Annotated in this window: 18 protein-coding genes and 1 pseudogene; 8 read left to right on the top strand and 11 right to left on the bottom strand. The window is 44.6% G+C overall.

All coding sequences use genetic code 11. The annotated features are described in order from the left end of the window. Positions 1–340 precede the first annotated feature (340 nt). A complete protein-coding gene (locus J2X75_RS21140) occupies positions 341–1,315 on the top strand; it encodes an NAD(P)/FAD-dependent oxidoreductase (protein ID WP_210437008.1) in 975 nt (324 codons plus the stop codon). 76 nt (positions 1,316–1,391) lie between these two features. Continuing rightward, complete coding sequence (locus tag J2X75_RS21145; RefSeq protein ID WP_124117506.1) at positions 1,392–1,643, top strand: hypothetical protein; 252 nt, start codon at positions 1,392–1,394, stop codon at positions 1,641–1,643. A 21-nt stretch (positions 1,644–1,664) separates the two neighbouring features. Here J2X75_RS21145 and sda read toward each other — a convergent pair whose 3' ends face one another. Both sda and J2X75_RS21155 read right to left on the bottom strand, forming a co-directional pair. Continuing rightward, positions 1,665–1,808 (bottom strand): sporulation histidine kinase inhibitor Sda, encoded by a 144-nt coding sequence (sda, locus tag J2X75_RS21150; RefSeq protein WP_017692430.1) that lies wholly within the window; start codon positions 1,806–1,808, stop codon positions 1,665–1,667. A gap of 355 nt (positions 1,809–2,163) precedes the next feature. After that, the gene (locus J2X75_RS21155) at positions 2,164–2,823 is read right to left on the bottom strand and encodes a YheC/YheD family protein (protein ID WP_124117505.1); all 660 of its coding nucleotides are present in this window, start codon (positions 2,821–2,823) and stop codon (positions 2,164–2,166) included. Positions 2,824–3,061: 238 nt separating this feature from the next. Here J2X75_RS21155 and J2X75_RS21160 point away from each other — a divergent pair, with 238 nt between their 5' ends. Both J2X75_RS21160 and J2X75_RS21165 read left to right on the top strand, forming a co-directional pair. Continuing rightward, complete coding sequence (locus J2X75_RS21160; protein ID WP_017692428.1) at positions 3,062–3,316, top strand: hypothetical protein; 255 nt, start codon at positions 3,062–3,064, stop codon at positions 3,314–3,316. Positions 3,317–3,342: 26 nt separating this feature from the next. Further along, the gene (locus J2X75_RS21165) at positions 3,343–4,872 is read left to right on the top strand and encodes a Ppx/GppA phosphatase family protein (RefSeq protein ID WP_310339806.1); all 1,530 of its coding nucleotides are present in this window, start codon (positions 3,343–3,345) and stop codon (positions 4,870–4,872) included. On the opposite strand, the gene ppk1 is transcribed toward J2X75_RS21165, so the two are convergent. Continuing rightward, positions 4,832–6,913, bottom strand: coding sequence for a polyphosphate kinase 1 (gene ppk1 / locus J2X75_RS21170; protein WP_091020823.1), 2,082 nt, complete (start codon positions 6,911–6,913; stop codon positions 4,832–4,834). The two genes, J2X75_RS21165 and ppk1, sit on opposite strands and share 41 nt — an antisense overlap. Before the next feature lie 248 nt (positions 6,914–7,161). Between ppk1 and J2X75_RS21175 the strand changes: the two genes are divergently transcribed. The 3 genes from J2X75_RS21175 (at position 7,162) to J2X75_RS21185 (ending at position 10,119) form a co-directional block, all read left to right on the top strand. Continuing rightward, positions 7,162–7,389 (top strand): hypothetical protein, encoded by a 228-nt coding sequence (locus tag J2X75_RS21175; RefSeq protein ID WP_017692425.1) that lies wholly within the window; start codon positions 7,162–7,164, stop codon positions 7,387–7,389. A gap of 347 nt (positions 7,390–7,736) precedes the next feature. Then, positions 7,737–8,786, top strand: coding sequence for a glycoside hydrolase family 53 protein (locus J2X75_RS21180; RefSeq protein ID WP_397384054.1), 1,050 nt, complete (start codon positions 7,737–7,739; stop codon positions 8,784–8,786). Positions 8,787–9,663: 877 nt separating this feature from the next. Beyond that, positions 9,664–10,119 carry a hypothetical protein gene (locus tag J2X75_RS21185; protein ID WP_310339808.1) on the top strand — a complete coding sequence of 152 codons (456 nt, stop codon included), beginning with the start codon at positions 9,664–9,666 and terminating at the stop codon, positions 10,117–10,119. 8 nt (positions 10,120–10,127) lie between these two features. Here J2X75_RS21185 and J2X75_RS21190 read toward each other — a convergent pair whose 3' ends face one another. From J2X75_RS21190 to J2X75_RS21225, 8 genes and pseudogenes are all read right to left on the bottom strand, one after another. Then, a complete protein-coding gene (locus J2X75_RS21190) occupies positions 10,128–10,469 on the bottom strand; it encodes a hypothetical protein (protein ID WP_249912824.1) in 342 nt (113 codons plus the stop codon). A 183-nt stretch (positions 10,470–10,652) separates the two neighbouring features. Beyond that, positions 10,653–11,531: an EamA family transporter RarD gene (gene rarD / locus J2X75_RS21195; protein ID WP_310339811.1), complete on the bottom strand. Its 879-nt coding sequence runs from the start codon at positions 11,529–11,531 to the stop codon at positions 10,653–10,655. A gap of 152 nt (positions 11,532–11,683) precedes the next feature. After that, entirely contained in the window at positions 11,684–12,262 is a 579-nt protein-coding gene (locus J2X75_RS21200) for a hypothetical protein (protein ID WP_289390327.1), read from the bottom strand. Positions 12,263–12,436: 174 nt separating this feature from the next. Then, positions 12,437–13,321 (bottom strand): annotated as a pseudogene (locus tag J2X75_RS21205) (AraC family transcriptional regulator). A gap of 66 nt (positions 13,322–13,387) precedes the next feature. Beyond that, entirely contained in the window at positions 13,388–13,909 is a 522-nt protein-coding gene (locus tag J2X75_RS21210) for a hypothetical protein (protein WP_133387461.1), read from the bottom strand. Between the two features lie 179 nt (positions 13,910–14,088). Continuing rightward, complete coding sequence (locus tag J2X75_RS21215) at positions 14,089–14,484, bottom strand: hypothetical protein (protein ID WP_310339816.1); 396 nt, start codon at positions 14,482–14,484, stop codon at positions 14,089–14,091. A 256-nt stretch (positions 14,485–14,740) separates the two neighbouring features. Then, positions 14,741–15,382, bottom strand: coding sequence for an NAD(P)-dependent oxidoreductase (locus tag J2X75_RS21220; RefSeq protein ID WP_310339818.1), 642 nt, complete (start codon positions 15,380–15,382; stop codon positions 14,741–14,743). Between the two features lie 225 nt (positions 15,383–15,607). Then, positions 15,608–15,964: a HesB/IscA family protein gene (locus J2X75_RS21225; RefSeq protein WP_062837974.1), complete on the bottom strand. Its 357-nt coding sequence runs from the start codon at positions 15,962–15,964 to the stop codon at positions 15,608–15,610. Between the two features lie 631 nt (positions 15,965–16,595). On the opposite strand from J2X75_RS21225, the gene mqnE reads away from it, so the two are divergent. Continuing rightward, entirely contained in the window at positions 16,596–17,702 is a 1,107-nt protein-coding gene (gene mqnE / locus J2X75_RS21230) for an aminofutalosine synthase MqnE (RefSeq protein WP_310339823.1), read from the top strand. The last annotated feature ends 143 nt before the right edge of the window (positions 17,703–17,845 follow it).

Below are 17,845 nucleotides of genomic sequence, written 5' to 3' on the forward strand. Positions count from 1 at the left end.
GGATCTGTCTTCATATTACATATTGACTCTAAATTAGACAAAAAAACACATAGTACAGGTCAAGGATATCTGTATTTCTAGTAAAGATCAAGGTTTTTTTTGTTATTTTTCATAACCTTTCATTTCCAATTTCATCCTATTCTCATCTGATCTTCATCAATTGTTCCCAGTTTCGTGACGCCGCTAACTTTGCAACCCTGAATACACCGTTTATAATAGGAAAGACAGTTCAGCACCAATGCCGGTTACGATACGTAGCCTGCACATTCTTTCTGTTAACTACCTATTAAAATATGAAAGGTGTTGTTGATTCTTGACTGCACAAAATTCCAGTCATGATATGACTGATTTACTTATTATCGGTGGAGGCCCTGCGGGTCTGTTCGCCGCGTTTTATGGTGGGATGCGTCAGGCATCCGTTACACTGGTTGAAAGTATGCCACAGCTTGGCGGACAACTTGCCGCTCTTTATCCGGAGAAATACATCTATGATGTAGCCGGATTCCCGAAAGTAACGGCTCAAGAACTGGTGAATAACCTGGTTGAGCAAATGAGTCATTTTAACCCAAACATCCGCCTTGAAGAAAAGGTTGTATCGGTGGAGAAAAAGGATGAGCAACATTTCGTCGTGAAGACGGATGAGAATGAATATCATGCCAAAGCCGTCATTATTACAGCTGGTGTAGGTGCATTCGAACCACGTCGTCTGGAGCTTGAAGGTGCTGCCAAGTTCGAGAAGAGCAACCTGCACTACTTCATCAGTGATCTAAATGCCTTCGCCGGCAAAAAAGTATTGATCAGTGGCGGCGGTGACTCCGCGGTAGACTGGGCACTCATGCTGGAGCCTATCGCTGAGCAAGTGACGCTGATCCATCGCCGGGACAAGTTCCGTGCACATGAGCACAGTGTCGAAAACCTGATGAATTCCAAGGTGAATGTCGTTACACCGACTGAAATCACGGAACTTCATGGGGATGACACGATTACCAAAGTAACCCTTTCCCATGTGAAAACCAAAGAAACTCAGGAAATCGAAGTAGATGACGTGATCGTTAACTTCGGATTTGTCTCTTCTCTCGGACCAATTGCCGAGTGGGGTATCGAAATTGACAGTAACTCCATCGTTGTTGATTCCCGCATGGAAACATCCATTCCAGGAATCTTCGCTGCCGGAGATATCACAACATACCCAGGTAAACTGAAGCTGATCGCTGTCGGATTCGGCGAAGCTCCAACAGCCGTCAACAATGCAAAGGTATACTTCGATCCGGATGCCAAATTGTCCCCAGGACACAGCAGTAACATGAAACGCTAGTTTTGCTGAAATAACATATATTGATACAAAAAAGGGTATCTTACTCCTGAGTGAATCCATATCAGGAGGGATACCCTTGTCTTATATATGCCCGCTGTGTAACGGTCTGGTTGTACCGGAGCAGGCTTGCCCCCACTGCCTTCAGGGACTGTTAGAATGCGGCAAATTGGATGATTACACCGGACCATACAGCCCCTACGTATCCCACCCTTCCTCTGACACGGCAGACGAAGTCGAAAACGTTTGCAATCATGTGATGTACTGTCACCATTGTCAGACGAGCACGCCATGGCCTGTCTCACTATGGGACTTGTCCGGAAACCTGTAACATTGCCTGCAATGAGGATCTCTAGTGAAGAATGGCAGATACGTCGGTACCCAGTTTGCGCTTATGGATTTCTGCCAACAGCAGTGCGATGAAATCTCGTTCGAGATTCAACTCAATCGCTTTATGGTAGGAATCCAACAACATCTCATCGGATAACATAGCCATTTCCCGCCACAACCTTTCCTTTTTTTTCCTCAAAACTATCATATCAGAGATTCATATAGAGAACAAGCGTTCTTGTTATCCACAATCATATGTGGAAATCCTGTGCATAGTTTGTTGATAAATGGAAAAAGTATAGAGTAATCAACATGTATAGTGTGGACAATATTTATGCACAGGAAGTTTGTACTACTGTCAGAACGTTTATCAGCGTATTTTTTTTGGAATAAATTCATAGTTTCAAGACTTGTTGCGAGTAAATTACCCAGTAATGTAAAATTTCAAACGGTTTTCATAACGTTTTCTTCTATATATTATCGGTTTTTCTTGAATTTTCTTGAGTTTTCCCATTCATTTTCTATTGAGGTCTGGTATTCACTTCCAAAATCCAAATCTTGCCTGAATAATCCAGTCCATAATCAAATCCAAGCTGACCTACACCAGGGAACTGACTTTCCATAATGTACGTACATGTCAGTGTAAGTGAACGCATCTCCCGGCGTTTGTGCCGACCGGATATATGTGGCAGGGATAAACCAAGAGCTCGCCTTCCTGATAACATGGTGCCACCCTTGCTCAGATTTGTCACACAGAGTCCGGGACGAGCGAGTCGCCCTACTAAAGAGCGGAATACCCAGCCTCGTTCGGTTTTGACAACTTTGACTCTGTAATCAACAGGTCTCCCTTGAATCGTTGCCAGATGAATGCCTTGCTGGATCAAGTACCTGCGTCTAGCCTTTACACGCACCAGAGAGCGATACATCTGGCTGAAACTGGCGAAAGAACGGGTCGTTTTCATATGGGTGTATCGATAAGCCCCACCGCTCGCCGATACCCGAATGACACCGTAACCACCGCCTCCTACAATAGGTTTGACATACACCATTCCATAACGACTGAGCATTTGCAGCAGATTACCCGAGTTGAATGCCTTGGTCTGTGGGATATGGACAGCCGCTACCGGGTATTTCATCAGAGCCGCTGTCTTCCGCCATTTGCTTGCAAGTTGTCTCGACATGGGTTGATCTCCTTCCTTGAAACAATAGTCCTTCCTTATACATACTCAACAGAAGCCTTGCTTTCTTGGATGTCTGTCCACGGCAAAGGCCCCTTTTCCATGTAACCTGTCCCAGGGGTGATGGCGGAAACGGGAACAAGCGCCCGGTTTCCTTTTCAAACAAGTCAATCTGTCGTATGCTACTAAGGAATGGCTTGGAAGGGCTTAAATATGAGGATCTAAGGAGCGTTCAGAACAAATGGAAGCATTTTTCAAATCACTTTATGGCGTAGCCTATTTTGCAATGTCGATCGTTCTGGTAGCTGTTACGGTACTTCTCTTTGTCACAGGTATTCGACTGTTTATGCAAAAGCGTAATCGCGGCTTTGCCGTGAGTTGTCTTATATTTGCCTGTTTCATCGTCTTTATCATTGTTGTTATGCTAACTACGCCCTTCTCTGCCACACCGCCGGGTTCACCGGAAGCCATGGCTGCCCTTCTTCACTTCGGGTAGTTGAACCTCTGTAGAAGGAGATGCTTATGAAACGTACTAATGAAACCTTAGGAATTATTGATATCGGCTCGAACTCCATTCGTCTAGTTATATATGAACTGGATCAGGACGCAGCCTATCGCATCATTCATGAAGACAAATACGCCGCTCGTCTGAGCAGCGTTGTTGAGCCAGATGGTACCATCCTTCGCCATTCTTTGGATAAAGCCATCACCATCTTGCGTCAATTCAAAGCGACCTGTGAAGCGTATCAGACCAAACTGATCCGTGCAGCAGCTACCGCAGCCATTCGTAATGCAAGCAATGTCCTGCAGATTATCGAATGGCTGGAGACAGAGACGGGGCTTACCATCGAATGTGTATCCGGAGATCGGGAGGCCTATTACGGTTTCCTTGGTGTCACTCAGTCCATTGATCTGGCAGACGGTTTCGTCGTAGATATTGGAGGCGGCAGCACAGAGATCACGGTCTTTCGGGATCGGAAGAGGTTACATAGCATCTCCCTCCCTATTGGTGCAGTGAATTCACATGCCCGTTATGGGGGCGAAGATCAGTGGACCGAGGCGAATGCAAATGCATTATGCAACGAAGTCATTGAGGCTCTCCGTGGACAGGATTGGATTCGTGAGCATCCCGGCCTGCCACTCATCGGACTTGGCGGCACAATGCGTACACTCGCCAAAGTGGAACAGAAGCGTACCCAGTATTCTTTGCCTGTCACCCATCATTATGAGATCAGTGAGGAAGCGATGGAGAACATCGCTCGCTCCTTGCCTCACCTCACCTCGGCACAGCGCAAAAAGGTACCTGGGCTCGCCAAAGATCGCGCAGACATCATTGTGCCCGGCGTACTGATCCTGCGAACCGTCTTCCAGTTAATACAGGGAGATCGTTATGTGGTTAGTGGTGCGGGTCTACGAGACGGGTTATTGCGAGATTACATGGCTGGAGGTCAGCCGGTCGTTCCGGACGCGCTGAAGGACAGTATCCGCAACTTTATCCATTTTGGTCCGCCTATTCCAGAGAAACGTCTGCAACGGATTCATCAGGATACGGTTACCCTATATACGGCATTACAAGGTACCCCTCCTGATCAAGCAGATGCCCGAATCCTGTATGCATCTTCCATGCTGCACATGGCAGGTAAGCAGATTAACTATTTCCGTTATACACAGCACTCGGCCTATTGGATCATGAATTCAAGTATCTATGGACTTTCTCATCGGGAGACCATTCTAAGTGCCAGTGCAGCTGATTATCATCCCAAAAAAAGAACGCCCCAGCTTCTGAATAAGCACCGGGACATTCTGAAAAACTCGGATGAGCGCCATGCTCATCGTATTGGCTCTCTGCTGCGCGTAGCGGAAGCCATCAATCGATCCGAAAGCATCGCTGCGATTGAAGCAACAAAAGAAAACGACTCGCTGCAGGTGCAATTCACCTGTACAGCTGAGCCGTTACTGGAACTTGATGGCCTGGAAGAGGCCGTCAAGGATCTGAAGGAAGCCTGGGGAGTTACGTTAACGCACTCCATTCAGCAGGCTTCCAAGGGATAATACCCATGGCCTCCGTCTGACTTCTCAGCGGGGGCTTTTCATTTTTTACAAATACATAATTGCCACCAGGCATAAGCTCTCTGGCTTTGACATTATCCATAAGGGACAGATTAAGAATATCGACCAGCATCTTCTTCAGCTCTGGATCAAATACGGGACACATCAGTTCAATTCTTCGATTCAGGTTACGTGTCATCCAGTCTGCACTGGAGATGAATACATCCGGGTTGCCGCTATTTTCAAAATAAAACAACCGTGAATGCTCCAGAAAACGATCCACAATGCTAATGACCCGAATATTTTCACTGAGCCCCTCTACTCCCGGACGCAGACAACATACACCACGCACAATCAGATCGATCTGCACGCCGGCTTGAGAAGCCTCGTATAATTCATCAATCATTTCCTGATGGGATAAGGAGTTGATCTTGGCAATGATTCTGGAAGGTTTCCCTTTCAGCGCGTGCTCCGTTTCTCTACGAATCAGTGCAAACAGTTCATCCTTCATACCATCCGGAGCTACGCGGAACGCCTGCAATGCCTTCGGACCGGAGTATCCGGTAATCTCATTGAACAATTCGGATGCATCTTCCCCAATAATCGGATTAGAGGTGAACAATCCCACGTCCGTATACACTTTGGCTGTACTCTCATTATAGTTACCGGTTCCTACATGAACATAACGTCTCAAACCCTGCTGTTCCCTGCGTACGACAAGAATGATTTTGGCATGGGTCTTGAGTCCAACCAGTCCATATACCACGTGACATCCGGCTTTCTCCAGCTTACGGGCCCAAGCAATGTTGCGCTCTTCATCAAACCGGGCTTTCAGTTCAACCACCACCGTGACCTGCTTACCACTCTCAGCGGCAAGTGCAAGTGCCGGAATAAGGCGTGAATCGCCATTGACCCGATATAATGTCATCTTGATGGCCAGAACTCTTGGATCTTCCGAAGCCTCCAATATAAAATCAGTGACTGGTTCAAACGATTCGTACGGATGATGCACCAGCACATCGCGTTTGCGCAGCAGCTCAAAATGACTTTCTCTTGGCAGAAACTCAAGTGGGTAGACTGGCTTCACCGGACTGTATTTCAGATGTGAGAAACTTTCCAGACTGTCCACGAATCCCGCCAGAAAACTCAGATCGAGTGGTCCATCAATTTCATATACCGGGTCCTGAATATCAAATTCATCCTGCAATTCCAATAAGGCATCCGGACGAAAATCCTTGCAGACTTCCAGTCGTACAGGAGCACCGCGGCGTCTGCGCCGCAATTCTTTTTCAATAGCCTCAAGCAGATCTTCCGCTTCTTCTTCATTAATAAACAGATCCGCATTGCGGGTCACTCGGAATTCCTGTGCAGCAAGCGAGATATATCCGCTGAAGAGCGTATGGATATGATGTTTGATAAGATCTTCAATCAGTATGAATGTTTTCTTTTTGCTATTCGCCCGAATGGGAGCTTGAACTACTCGCGGCAGATTGGAAGGCACCTGAACAATAGCCATAAACGGCTCGCCCTCTTGCTCCCCTTCCTTCTGAAGCATCACGGACAGATAGACAGACTTGTTGTGTACCAGCGGGAACGGACGGCTCTGGTCAATCGCCATCGGTGTGAGTACCGGAAAAATAATTTCATGAAAGTATTGGTCCATTGCGCGCTGCTGTGTCACATTAAGATCTGTATATTCCTGAATGTTCACGCCTTTTTTGGCTAGTAGACGAATGAGTTCACGATACGTTTTATACTGTTCGGCGACCATGGTCCCGGTTCGTTTGATCAATCTGCGGTACAATCCCGAAGGCGTGTATCCTGTAAAATCTTTTTGCGTGAATCCGGCCTTGATCTTCTCTTTTGTCTCTGCCACCCTTACACTGACGAACTCGTCCAGATTACTAGCGACAATGCCGAGAAATCTCATGCGTTCCAGCAGAGGCGTTGTTGGATCCTGGGCCTCCTGAAGTACGCGCCGATTAAATTCAACCCAACTCAAATCACGATTAACGTAGTTGCCTGTTTTGACGTCTCTATGCATGTATGGCCTCCGAATGTGTTGCATATCTATTCTTGGTTAGAAGTTCTCATATAATTGTACTATTCGTAATCAACATCAAGCGTCAGCGCAGTGTAAACGCTACGTAAAATTTATGTAAATGATACCTCATGGCCGCAACTTTTTCCATCCCTTTACAAAGGTCAATAGACAGAGTAAAGTGAAGTACAGTGTGATTTGGTCCGGTTGCTTGTTCTCATTCCAAATATATTTGATTAAAGGAGTATATAATGAAATCCAACAAACCTAGAACGTTACAAAAAAATATAGAATTTTTCACGGCTGCACTATCCCAATGTATGGTAAGCGCATGGCAGGAAGACCCGGCTGGCGTCTATTGCGAGGTCGGTTGTGGCATTGTGGAGCGGATCAGTGAAGACAGTGTGCGCATCCGAAACAATGACGGAACAAAGAGCCATTATGCACGAGATATCACGATGTTCCAGACTGAAAAATAATTTTGCGTAAAAACGTAAAAAAGACTAGCTTTCCGAAACCAGGTGTTGTATACTCTTGCCACAAGGAAAGGAGGTGCGTCAACATTTCTAATCACATGTTGAACGTGTCCCTTACCCGATCCACTAGCTCAAATTAAAAGAGTCTGGTGGAGGCGCGGGATACGGATCAATGTTTCAAAAAGCGCCACGGGTAGAAAAGCCGTCTTCGGACGGCTTTTTGTTTTCTCATTTTCTGTAGAGAGGTTGAGAAAACACCCAAAATATTGGAAATAGACCCTTTAGTAGAGCAAACCAAGATGGCTATAATTAGGATGCAACTCAACCTAAATCCGAGGAGGCATCTTGTAATGTTCAAAAATGTAAGGGGTTTCAAGACATCCATCATGTTGGCTTTTGTTTTGTTATTCACCTCCATCATGTTGCCCGCAGGTCAGCATGCCAGCGCAGCACCAAGTTTCGCCAAAGGAGCTGACATCAGTTGGGTTCCCGGAATGGAAGCCCAAGGTTACAAATGGAAAGATAAAAACGGGGTACAGCGCGACATTATTGATATTTTGAAAAACGACTATCAAATCAACTCCGTTCGCATTCGGGTATTCGTTAATCCTTCGAATGATTATGGGAACGGTTACATGAATAAGGATCGTGCGGCTGCACTCGCACAACGTGCCAAGAATGCCGGAATGAGTGTAATGCTTACCCTGCACTATAGCGATTCCTGGGCAGACCCTGGTCAACAAACCAAACCAGCTGCCTGGAAAAATTATACGTTCCAACAGCTCATGGATGCGGTATGGAACCACACTCGTGAAGTTATGACGGCGATGCAAAGCAAAGGCGTTACCCCAGACTGGGTACAGATCGGGAATGAAACAAGCAACGGCATGTTATGGGAAGATGGCAAAGCATCCACTAACATGAAAAACTATGCGTGGCTGGTGAACACGGGCCATAATGCCGTGAAATCCCTGAGCAGCGGTACCAAAACCATTGTGCATCTGGCAGGTGGAGATGATAACGCCCTCTATGTATGGAATATTGGTGGTCTGATCAATAACGGAGCTAACTTTGACATGATCGCCATGTCCCTCTATCCTTCAGCTTCCGGCTGGAACACCGCTGTGACAAATACGGTAAACAACGCCAAGGATATGATCAACCGTTATGGCAAAGAGATCATGATCTCCGAAATTGGCATGGACAATAACCAGGCTGCAGCTGGTAAAAGTTTTGTTGCCGCGATGAAAAACCAAATCCGCAATCTGCCAAATGGCAAAGGAAAAGGTGTATTCTACTGGGAGCCTCAGGCTACACCAGGATACAACGGCGGCTACGGCAAAGGCGCATGGCAGTCTAATATGATGCCAACGGCTGTCATGGAAGGATTTATTGACTAGAACACGGAGAGGTTAGAAGTTTGGATGGGAGCAGTGGTGGGCGTTCCGGTGGCGGATCGTTCTTATGATCGCTGTTATCCCCAGATTTTTATGAATTCCCCTGATAAGGGGAAAATCCGGGGATAAAGGCGACCGCTCCGCTTCTTCAGAATCGATTCCGCCCCCTCCACTACGTTGCTGCTCCTTGAGACACTTCTAAAACCGTGTGTAGTCAAATGGATTAAGTAGTAAGGTAAAACAAGGCCTAGAGGCGCTGTTCCCGGTGGGATGAGCGCCTTTTGGCGATGAAGTGCGTTGAGGGGGCCGCGTGGTGGCGTTCCGGTGTCGGATCGTTCTTATGTTCGCTATTATCCCCAGATTTTTATGAATTCCCCTGATAAGGGGAAAATCCGGGGATAAAGGCGCACGCTCCGCTTCTTCAGAATCGATTCCGCCCCCTCCACTACGTTGCTGCTCCTTGAGACACTTCTAAAACCGTGTGTAGTCAAATGGATTAGGTAGCAAGGTAAAACAAGGGCTTGAGGCGCTGTTCCCGGTGGGATGAGCGCCTTTTGGCGATGAAGTGCGTTGAGGGGGCCGCGTGGTGGCGTTCCGGTGGCGGATCGTTCTTATGATCGCTGTTATCCCCAGATTTTATGAATTCCCCTGATAAGGAAAATCCGGGGATAAAGGCGTACGCTTCGCTTCTTCAGAATCGATTCCGCCCCCTTCACTACGTTGCTGCTCCTTGTGGAACTTCTAAAGCGTGTCGCGATCAATCGAGGAGGGGTGTACCACTCGGGCTGGAGACTGATGTTCTTTTGGCTTACATATGAATATAATAAGTTTATTGAGATAACACATAGGATCAACTTTTTATAGGAGAGGAGGCATAAGGATGAGTTTTTTAAAAGGGCTAGGTCAGTTAGCTGGGGAAGTAACCGGGAAAGTACTCGGCGGCAGCGTGAGGGTTGTTGGTGAGATCGCAGGAAGCCCCTTTATCAAAGAAATCGGAAACGGCGTAGAGAAAGCAACGATTAATACAGGCAAAACCGTTGGACAACTGGCTAGTGGCACATATGATCTTGCCAGTGGTGCAATTCGAAAAGATGATACCGCCATAGACGCGGGACTTGCCGATATTGGAGGTGCTGTAACCAATACCGCAAAAGGTGTAGCGATATCAGCCAAGTATGTATATAACAGCGGTAAAGATGTTGTTGTGGGCATGCAAGAGGAAGATAAGGACAGAGTCAAGCTTGGTGCCAAGAATCTTTTAGCTGCTGCTGCGGTAACAACACTCGCTGTCGGTGTCATTGATGCAGTTGATGGGGCTGAAGGTGTAGATACGTAGGATTTGGTTTAGATCACCAATAACACAACAACTGAAGAAATACAGCCTAGCAGGGCAACAAAAATATGGAGACAACTAAATGAGATTTTTTCAAGTAAAATCCGTTGTCTCTTCTGAATAAAACACGAGTAGATGAACACCGTTATCACAACGGGCAGATATAAATGAAGATCCGGACCATCCGTGCTCGGGAGCAATTTATTAATAAGCCCACCTATCGTCTCGTTGACGAGCATAACCCCGTATATAACACCAATTATCGCTGAAATAGAAAACTGAAATAGTGTCTGAACTACATCATTCTTTAAAAAGAACCAACCACGTTTACGGTACAGGTCATTGACCATCATATATCTGTTGCCTCCTCATTTTCTTATTACTATTTTTGATTAGTACTCCTGTATTTTACCACAACGTTGATCAGCTGCCTTTTTAGTTTTGCTGGGCTATCTTATCTTTTCTTCATAAACGTATAAATGCCCTGTCCACCTCATAGGCGGGCAGGGCATTTATAACGATTCAGATACATCTGTTCAGCTTACCTTAGCAAGTCTCGTAGCACGCATTGATGCGGCAGCGTATACGATAAGCGCTGTCCAGATCAGCGCGAAACCAACGAGCAGAACTGGCGAGACCGTTTCCTTGAACACAAACACACTCAGGATCAGCATGATTGTCGGCCCAATATACTGTACAAAGCCGAGTGTGGACAACGACATTCGAGCAGCCGCCCTTGCAAAGAACAGCAGCGGCAGCGCCGTCACCACACCGGAAAGTAACAGTTCGAAGAACATCGGTGCAGGCAGCGTCCATGCCGTGGCTTTTCCAACGAAAGCCAAGTAGATCCAGTAGCCGAGTGCGACGGGCAGAACTACAGCTGTCTCTGAAAATAAGCCCACAGAAGCGTCTTGCTTAATCTTCTTCTTCGCCAGACCGTACAAGCCAAATGACACGGCCAATGAGATCGCAACCCATGGGAAACGTCCGTAGTCGATAGCGATGATAAGCACCGCTACACCAGCGATGGCAATCGCGAGCCATTGTCCACGGTTTGGTTTTTCATGAAGGAAGACAACCGCCAGCAACACATTCAGTAACGGGTTCAAATAATAGCCCAGACTTGTCTCAACGACATGACCATTGTTAACTGCCCAGATGAAGATAAGCCAATTAATAGCAATTAGCAGCCCACTCGCGGTAAGGGACAGCAGGGTCGAACGACTGGTCAGAATGCGCTTCATGTCACTCCAACGACGTTGAACGGCAACGAAAATCCCCATAAAGACAAATGACCAGACTACCCGGTGCGATAAAATCTCGCCTGCCGGTACATTTTCGAACAATTTCCAATACAGCGGGAGAACCCCCCACATGATATACGCAATGATCGCGTTGATTAATCCATTATTCATAACTTTTTCCCCTCTTACTTACTCTAATGTCTCAACGGATTATACGCCTCGATCCTCGTTTAAGTAAAGGGGGTAATAGGTCATACAGGAACCCATGCCTAGTTCAAATGACTTTTTCTTTTAGCAAAAGCTTCACGTTTAGCGCAACCAAATTATACTTTGCGCTTTTTCTTCCTTACTCTCATGAAGAAGATAAAGATCGCCGCAAATACTACTACACCTACGATAAACAAATCAATATCTTGCTCAAACATAAACCACATTTTGTGTTCTAAGTTTACTTGTTGTTTTGGTGGATATCCTTCTCCAAATAGTTGAGTTGCCTGGTTCAAATGATTCATTTCGATGGTCAAACTGCACGGACTACTACTTAATTCACCATCCACTTCGCTAAAGTATAGTAAGTATTTGTTACCTTCCTTAAAATCAAACCCCCATGTGAAGTTAGTTGCGATAATTAGTTGAGAGTCAACTTCAGTGTTCCAACTCCTCTCAACTTCCACTAAAATATATCTAATTTTCTCTTTGCTCCCTGTAAACCCTTCTTGCTTCAAGTCGACCTTTACTTGCTTTACTTCACCATAAACAGCTCCATCATATATTTCTAACTGTTCTTGGGGACCTCCCGATTCAGCACATGACAAAGCGTTAACATCTTGTGCATTTGAGATAAAGAAAACGGTGGATATAAAAAATATTAACGTGATTATACGAATCTTCAGTTTTTCCACCTTCTTCTCATAACGTTATTTCGTACATCTTTATTGACCTGTTTAACAGGAAAAATGTTGCATTTTCCCTTGCCGTTAGGTGAATGAACAAAGAAGCAACCAATCGGACACAGTTGGTTGCTCCATTTGTCTTTATTAAGTTATCATTCAAGGACTAATCTAAAAGAAATAAAACTAAGATATTTTTCTTACAGCAAACCATAGCTCAACAAAATTCAGTCCACCTTTAACTCCAGTAATTTCAAATTCCATTCCGTTGACCTGTTCATATCCTGTAGTAGGAAGCCATTCAGAAAAGAATCGTCTATATAAGGTTTCAATGGTTTCATCGAATTTATCCCATGTAAAGGGATCAGAGGAAAAGATCGCCTACGTGTGTGCTGGTATCGTTATACTTGTGTAACCATCGGGTTTACTTGTTTCACCTTTAAATACACCCAACATGTATGGGAAAGTATCTTCCCCAGTTTTTTTGTAGCTACACACAGCATGTACTTTATGATAATTCGAATTCAAAGAGTTTGGTAGATCACCGGCATTTGTAGCAAGTCTTTCAACCTCGCCATTTTCGTGGCTTTGCTTCCATAATTCTGCGGGGGTCTCTACTCCGTTTAATTGAAACACTTTCTCTATTCCAAATATTTCGAAGGATTCTTTTGTTTCGATACGATAGTTCATAGGCTCTTCCCCTTTAATCGAAATAAGGAAGGAAAGCCGCGGATAGGCTCTGAGGGCAGTCCCTTCTTCACGAGCCATCGCTGGATTAACACCATGCACCGATTGAAAAGCTCTTGCGAATGATACCGGTGATTCATACCCATACTTTATGGCAATATCAACAACTCTCCTATCACTATTCTGCAATTCAATTGCAGCCAGAGTCAGCCGTCTTCTTCGTATATATTCCGCAAGTGAAACATTGGTAATGAACGAGAACATTCTCTGAAACTGATGTGAAGAACAATAAGCACATTGAGCAATTTCCTTCAATTCGATCTCGCCTACTAAGTTCATTTCAATATAATCCAATGCCCGATTCATCCTCATAAGCCAATCCATCTCATCCCTCCTCTCAACAAAAGTATAGTTTCATTAGGTTTTCGTATCGCAACTATTTGTGCGCAATTAAGTTTCGTATTTCTTTTTCCATTCTTCACTCCATTTTTGAAAACTTTTTCCCGTTACTTCTTCCAATGTTTTTCCATCCAACGAATATGGTGCCCCATCCATTGCTGCATTTGGGAAGGATGTCCCCCCTATAACTTTGCCTTCACAAAGTAATATTGAAACTTTGGATTTACTATCGTCAAACGTTCCCAGAGGATGGTTTGTTACTGTAAAGCTATATACCGATATTTCCATCCCAAAATACTGTTCGGGTTCTACTTTTTGAACCCCCCATGTCTGTCTATATGGTATCGTTTCCGTTTTCCCATAGAGTAGTTTGTCTTTGTTTAGAGTGTATTTCTGAACTTGACCATCGTACGAAGAAATTTTATAACCTTTTTCCTTAACATATTCTGTAGCAGTCTTTTGATCACCTATGATCGTGAGTTCATCTGTACCCAACATCGTGACCTCGTTATTGCACCCAGCAATGATAAAAAAAACTAGCCCCATTACAATACGGATAGGTTTAAAATACATCAAGTCCCCTCCAATGTGCAGAAGTATATTCATCATTTTGACGATTCGTTCATTAACTGGTTGCGTTATTCTGCCATTACATAAAAAAAGTAGCCGACCCTTTTGATCAACTGCCCGAATGGTGGTCATTTCATTAACGTTTCATGGTAGCACCACATTTGATCCTAATCTGGTTACTTTCACTTTCCTCCAATATGAAATACACCAATTACGGTTTCACCATCCTTGTCATACAGTGGAATATCCCATCCGTCTGGTGATCTGCTGTTCTGTATCGCAATAGCTTCTTCAGGTGTTTTTGGTTGCTCGCCATCCATGTCTTTTTTCAGCAGATATCCTTCTGTACCATCCACACCAGTAGCCAAGATTAAATCTGGTTCCGTTTCTGGAGAAGTCGCATATGCGGCAGAACCATATGTCTGTCCATTCTTATTTTTCGGATAAAGAGAAGTGATGTGAATTTGATTCAGCGCATTTTTAACGTTTGGATATTGGGATAACCCTGAACCACTCGATTCATTCATCATAAAAACCACAAAGATCAATAGTATAACTCCATTAGAATACATCTTCACAACTGTTCACTCCCTTATACTTTTGAACCCGCAGAAATTCCAATGAAGAGAAGATGGCTTTCGCATATTCACATTTCTCTTCCATCTTTAGAATAATATAACATATATTCATGGGACTAGTTGGAAATTGGACGATAATCATCTAACCTGTCTAACGTTATTGCAGAACATCCCTCTTCGATAACATAAAAAAAACGGACACCAATCTTTGGAGATCAGCGTCCGTTTGTATGTTCCATATTATAATTTAAAAGTGTTACTTCACTTCACCAACAACGGTAAAGCGCTCGTTTTCGTGTTGTGGATTCTCGATCTCATCAACCAAAGCAATCGCATAGTCTGCATAGCTGATGTAGCTGTTGCCTTCGCTATTCACAAGAATAACGTCGTTGCCTGCTTGATATTTGCCGGTGCGTACACCTTCTGGATTAAAGAATCCAGCCGGGCTCAGGAATGTCCATTGAATACCTGAAGATGCTTGCAGATCCTGCAAGTTTTGGCCTTGGTTCGTTGCAGTTGCTTTATAAGCATCAGGGAATCCTGGGGATTCAAAGAGACGCAATGTCTTGGACTCGTCAGTGAACAGGCTTCCTGCTCCACCCACAACGATCAGACGAGTGTTTGGTGCATCTTTCAGGATGTTGATCAACGCTTGTCCTACTTCCACATGCAGGTTTTCTTTACCCGCTGGTGCACCAAATGCATTTACAACCACATCGAACACTTTAACATCTTCAGCTGTAAGATCGAATACATCTTTCTCCAGCGTATTCAAGCTTTTATCTTCCAATTTGGATGCATTACGAACGATTGCCGTTACTTTATGCCCTCTGTCTGCTGCTTCTTTCAAAATTACACTTCCTGCTTTGCCTGTTGCACCAATGATTGCAATGTTCATCTTGATCTCTCCTTTAAATTATCGATATTGTTTATATTTGAACTTTATATTGTAACTATAATTGTTACAACTAAGTTTGTCAACCATGATACTTTCAGTACACGCAAAAAAGCCCCTGATATCATGCCCGTGCAAAACGGATACAATTCAGAGGCTATCTATTAAAGGAATTGCAAACTGCTTATTTCAAAACAGAATTGGGAAACCGCTGTACAACTCAGTTTCTTAACAATCCTTATCAGGAACACCCGCATCTTCCTTCGTACGGAAAGAAGATCCACAACCACAAGTGGCTACTGCGTTCGGATTATGGATGGTGAACCCACCCGTCATACCGGACTCTTCAAAATCAATTTCAAGTCCATTCAGATATTTCAGGTTTTCCTTCTCGACTACAACCTTCATGTTCTGAATATCCATATACAGGTCCTCATCGGACTCTTTATCGTCAAAGCCCATGGCGTACGAAAATCCGGTGCAACCGCCCGGTGCTACGCCAAGACGCAGGAACATACCAGGTGTCTCTTGCTGTGCAAGCATCTCTTTCAATCTGTCAGCAGCCGTTTCGCTGATGTTAATCATGCCAGGTCACTCTCCTTTTTCATATAAAATCATGTTCAAAAAGGGCGCTTTTCAGTACCAAGAAGATGGGATGAAGATAGAAATGGAGTAGCGGAGCGTAGGCAAAACTACGTGAGCAACGGACATTTCGGCTGAATCCCATATTCGACGCTGAGATGCCGCTAGGCACCCTTCGTAATCAAAAGCGTACTTTTGAACAACCTTTCATTAACTCTTCTTTAAATTATACTCCACCCCGTCAAGGGTCTCAAGTCATGTTTGCCTCTTTCCGCGTTCCCCCTGAACTCCTTTTTCTTCCCAGTGTATTGAACCCCCGCGATACGAGGTTTATAATGAATAGGTGGTCGCACTGAAATGTCGATATTTTGTCATGACTTATTCAGACGATGGTCATAATTGGAGTTGTAATTTTTTTCACATTTCGAGACTGCAACGCAGTCCCCAATGCATATATGAGTCAACAGACTCCATTTTTTGAAAAAATTTAGCTTTCATATGCAGCACACGCTGCACCGGGTAAATAAGAGTTAGTCCTTATAAGGAAGCGGCAGATGACCGCATCTTTGCTATGTAGTTCTGTATACAGATCCTACACACAACTCAAATCCGGTTAAGAACAGGAGGAAACAGTATGTCTACATTGGTAACACCGTTCACAGACAAAAGAATGGCTGAAATCGTTGAGAAAGTGCAGAACGGCGTAAGGCTGAGCGTAGAAGACGGCGTATATCTGTATGAAACAGATGATCTGCTGACTTTGGGCCAGCTGGCCAATGAGGCCAACTTGCGGAAAAATGGCAAGAAAGTATATTTCATCGAAAACATGAGTCTTTATTTTACGAACGTATGCGAAGCCCGCTGCGCTTTTTGTAATTTCCGTAAAGACCAGGGTGAAGAAGGTTCTTATACATTATCCGGTCAGGAAATGATCGATTATGTGGAACAGCATATTCATCCGGGCGTACGTGAGTTCCATATCGTAGGCGGACATAACAACCATGTACCTTTTCAGTATTATGTCGATTCCCTGCGTGCTTTAAACGAGAAATATCCGGATGTTACACTGAAAGCTTATACAGCAGCCGAGATTGATTTCTTCACTCGGATTAGCGGACTCAGTATCAGAGAAGTTCTGCAAGAGCTGCAAAAAGCAGGTCTGAAAACATTGACTGGTGGCGGCGCTGAGATTCTCTCGGATGAATATCGCAAAAAAATGCGTGTAGACAAAGCCAACGTGGATCGTTATCTTGAGGTGCACCGCACAGCTCATAATCTCGGCATGCGTACACATACTACGATGTTGTATGGATCGATCGAATCCTATGAGGACCGCGTCAACCATATGGTGCAGATCCGTGAATTGCAAGACGAGACCAACGGATTCATGGTCTTTATCCCGCTTTCCATGCAGCCAAAAAGTAAAAACGCGAGTATTATGCGTCGTAACTCGGCTTATGAGGATCTCAAAACAATTGCGATCAGCCGTCTGATGCTGGATAACATCGATCATATCAAAGCATACTTCATTAACATCGGTCCACAGCTAGCTCAAGTTGCCCTTGGATTTGGTGCTTCAGATGCACACGGCACGATCGTTCGCGAACGGATTAGTCATGCGGCAGGTGCACTCACACCTGAAGGCCTTACACGTAAAGAGCTCATATGGCTCATTAAAGGTGCAGGACGTATTCCGGTAGAACGTGATACGTTCTACAATGAAATTCAAGTGTACGAATAGGACATAACTCCATCCACAACCAATATTGCACCAGCACCACTCCAGAACGAAGCTTTCATTATAGGGAGACGTTTGAATTCGAGTGGTGCAAACTGCTGAATAATATCTTCAATTTTCAACGTCTACTTTTTAATTATTCAAAT

Origin of the sequence: Paenibacillus sp. 2003, from assembly GCF_031455635.1 — a bacterium.
In the GTDB taxonomy this organism is placed as follows: Bacteria; Bacillota; Bacilli; order Paenibacillales; family Paenibacillaceae; genus Paenibacillus; species Paenibacillus amylolyticus_B.